The organism is Microcystis sp. M53603_WE2 (assembly GCF_030065435.1).
On the sequence record NZ_JASJFF010000506.1, the window covers coordinates 1 to 2,793 of the forward strand.

At 38.6% G+C, this 2,793-nt stretch carries 5 protein-coding genes and 1 pseudogene; all 6 read right to left on the minus strand.

All coding sequences use genetic code 11. From position 1 onward, the window contains the following. Positions 1-144: 144 nt before the first annotated feature. Positions 145-405 (minus strand): annotated as a pseudogene (locus PX481_RS30105) (type II toxin-antitoxin system RelE family toxin). Next, entirely contained in the window at positions 406-621 is a 216-nt protein-coding gene (locus PX481_RS10550) for a hypothetical protein (protein ID WP_002760368.1), read from the minus strand. A 129-nt stretch (positions 622-750) separates the two neighbouring features. Then, positions 751-1,002: a hypothetical protein gene (locus PX481_RS10555; protein WP_288094557.1), complete on the minus strand. Its 252-nt coding sequence runs from the start codon at positions 1,000-1,002 to the stop codon at positions 751-753. 140 nt (positions 1,003-1,142) lie between these two features. Next, positions 1,143-1,838: a PEP-CTERM sorting domain-containing protein gene (locus PX481_RS10560; RefSeq protein WP_288094558.1), complete on the minus strand. Its 696-nt coding sequence runs from the start codon at positions 1,836-1,838 to the stop codon at positions 1,143-1,145. A gap of 471 nt (positions 1,839-2,309) precedes the next feature. Next, entirely contained in the window at positions 2,310-2,495 is a 186-nt protein-coding gene (locus tag PX481_RS10565; RefSeq protein WP_002760371.1) for a hypothetical protein, read from the minus strand. Between the two features lie 24 nt (positions 2,496-2,519). Next, positions 2,520-2,696 (minus strand): hypothetical protein, encoded by a 177-nt coding sequence (locus PX481_RS10570; RefSeq protein WP_002760376.1) that lies wholly within the window; start codon positions 2,694-2,696, stop codon positions 2,520-2,522. Between the last annotated feature and the right edge of the window lie 97 nt (positions 2,697-2,793).

Genomic DNA, 2,793 nt, shown 5'->3' on the forward strand with positions numbered 1-2,793 from the left:
ACTCAATTGTCTATCTTTTGGTATTAACCTATTTGTGCCTTAAGTCCTTTCCTGTATGAATTTCAGCTACTTTTGAGCGTAGTTGCTCTCATCGAATTTTATTTTAAGTTAATTATTTGCATAACAATTCCCGAAGAGCCGTATTTAGTCATAAACTTCACTTCTATGACCTACTCTAACAATAATAATTATCCTACTCTCTCGATCAAATTCATAAATAACCCGCTAATCTCCTACTCTTAATTTGTAAAACCCTGACCATTCTCTCGTAAGAGGTAGGGGAGTTATCTGTTCAAAGTTGATAGCTAACCATTTAATTTTATTAAGAATCCTCAGTCTGATAAAATCTGTGATCAAATCTAAATCAGTTATCGACTCTGGTTCAAAAGTAACAGAATAGCTCATTTAAGGTTCTATCCCATATCTTTTATCCACCTCAGCTGCAGGAATAGTCGCTCTTCCTTGTAGTCTTTTTTGTTGGATTTCTAATAACTTTTCTTTAAAAGATTCTTTAACTTGTTTTCCCTCATCCGGATCACCAAAGTATTCATCTAGAGTATCATCTACTGTATTACGGATTAAACTTTGTAACTCTTGGGGAGTCATGTCTTTTATCTGCATATTTTCTCTAATTAAAAAAAGGACTTTGACTCGTTGCAAGGTTCTACCTTGCAACGCAGATAAGCGAGGTTCTACCTCTACTTATTTCTTTGACTCGTTGACTCGTTGCAAAGTTAGCTCGTTGTCGGACTATTCTTCGAGTTGATAGGGACACCATTGACTTTTTGTGGCAAGTTGGGCGTTAATAAGCGTAAAAACGCGCTCTAGTTCAGAAAGTCCAGCATACTCCGCTTCTTCGTCAACAGAGAGACTGTCAGTTTTCTTCTTAGCTAATAACTGCTCACAACGAGATTGTAGCTCTGAAGTAAACCTGAATAAATAAATGTTACCAAATTCGCGGAGTTCAACCCCTTCTCTCATTAAAGACGAAGGTTGAATCATTAATTGGGGAGTCATTGGCTCTATTGATTGTTATTCCTCTTTCACCTTATCAGCTTAACAAATTGCCGAGGAAATGTAAAAGAATATTGATAATATTTAACCAATTTCGGGGCAACCCCTCTGTAGTTGCCCCTCCTCCCTTATCCCCGACGACGAAGGGAAGCGGCACCCAAGGCACCAACAGCGATTAAACTCACTATACCACTAGGTTCTGGGGTTGATACAGCACCGCCACCAGTAGGAGTAATATCCCCATTAAGAGCCACAAACCCACCACCAGCAACATTAGCGGAGTTTTCACCAAAGAAGAAGACACCGGAGGAGTTAGCATTCAGTCCATAGAGACGGAACTGCACCGGTCCGGTTTGGGGTGCTAAACTGCTTAGGTCAAAGCTGTAGGTATTAAAGCTAGTTGTTAAGCTAACTTGTGTCCCTAAATTATTGGTGAACCCATCAACACTAGAGCGCAAGACTAAATCTAGCCGCGTTTCATCCTGCTTCGCATTGAGTTGCAAGTTAGTAAAATCGACTTGAAAACCTGCACTAGGTTGTACGGCAAATTCCACATATTGGCTGGTATTAACAGTGCTACCTGTATTCCAACCGTTAGTAGTAGAACCACCCAACAGGAAGATAGGATCATTCTCCCGATTTATCCCGGCGGTGTTTAACCCAGTGCTGGTTATATTCGCACCTACAGTATTCGCCGCTTTGGGATAGGTTGCGGTACTGGCATTAAATGAATTCCAACCAGCTACTATTGCCGCTTGAGCAGGAGTAACCCCAGCTAACCCCATCAGAGTCAAGGGGGTTAAAATTGTCAGTAATTTTTTCATGGATTCGATGACAGTAATAGGAGAAAATTATGATCATATTTAACGCTAGTTTTGCGCCAATATCCCACAGCCAAAACTATCACAAGGGGGGGGGAAGTCAAGGGTTATTTAATCATCATTTATTATGATTTTTATATTTAAGATAGTTTTGGGTTATATAAATATTTTTGACTGGTTGCAAGGTTATAGCTGGCAACGCAGATAAGCGAGGTTCTACCTCTACTTAGTTTCTTTGACCGAAATGATCACCTTCGCTACTAGGTTCCCCCGCAATAAATTGACCTGGTGCATCTTACATTTGCAGGAATACCGACAATCAGCAATTATACTAAATCCGTTGAGTATAGGCTGCTTATAAAGGAGAGAACCTCATGCAAAAGGGGGAATAAATAATCAGTTTTTAATAACCAGATTTAGTATTGGCCTGTTGGCGAATTTTATCTTTAATATAGTCGGGAATAGGGCTGGGATTCATGCTTCTAAGGGTGAAATTAATCCTCTTTTAACCGCTTCATTTAATCCTTGAGACTTCTTTAACAAGTTTATTTGATAAATTTGCATCAATGACCAAAGTTCCCTATTTTCAAAGGTTGATAAATCCCTCTCTTGTTGTTTATTGAGCAACTCGCTTAATCTTTGATCTTGTTCCGATGCCATTTGTAATTGAGTTAATTTGATAATTTATTCATCTGATAATGAATTTAGGGATGAGATTTTTTCGCCTTGATAATTGGGACTAATAGAAAAAGCGATCGCTTCTACTAATATATCATTAAGATCACGGTTAATTGAATGGGCTAAGGATTGAGCTAGATTAAAAATCTCATCAGGTAGGGTTAAAGTAATTGAAATGGCCATAAGCCTTTTTTATGTGGGGTTATAGAGATATTATGATTATAGCTCAAATTCTTGTTACCCATAGGGATAAACTGGTTCAAAAGTAACAGAATAGCTC

Bases quoted from the DNA above. Each gene is read 5' to 3' on its own strand.
- PX481_RS10550 (WP_002760368.1), bottom strand. From the start codon at position 621: ATGCAGATAAAAGACATGACTCCCCAAGAGTTACAAAGTTTAATCCGT.
- PX481_RS10565 (WP_002760371.1), bottom strand. From the start codon at position 2,495: ATGGCATCGGAACAAGATCAAAGATTAAGCGAGTTGCTCAATAAACAA.
- PX481_RS10555 (WP_288094557.1), bottom strand. From the start codon at position 1,002: ATGATTCAACCTTCGTCTTTAATGAGAGAAGGGGTTGAACTCCGCGAA.
- PX481_RS10560 (WP_288094558.1), bottom strand. From the start codon at position 1,838: ATGAAAAAATTACTGACAATTTTAACCCCCTTGACTCTGATGGGGTTA.
- PX481_RS10570 (WP_002760376.1), bottom strand. From the start codon at position 2,696: ATGGCCATTTCAATTACTTTAACCCTACCTGATGAGATTTTTAATCTA.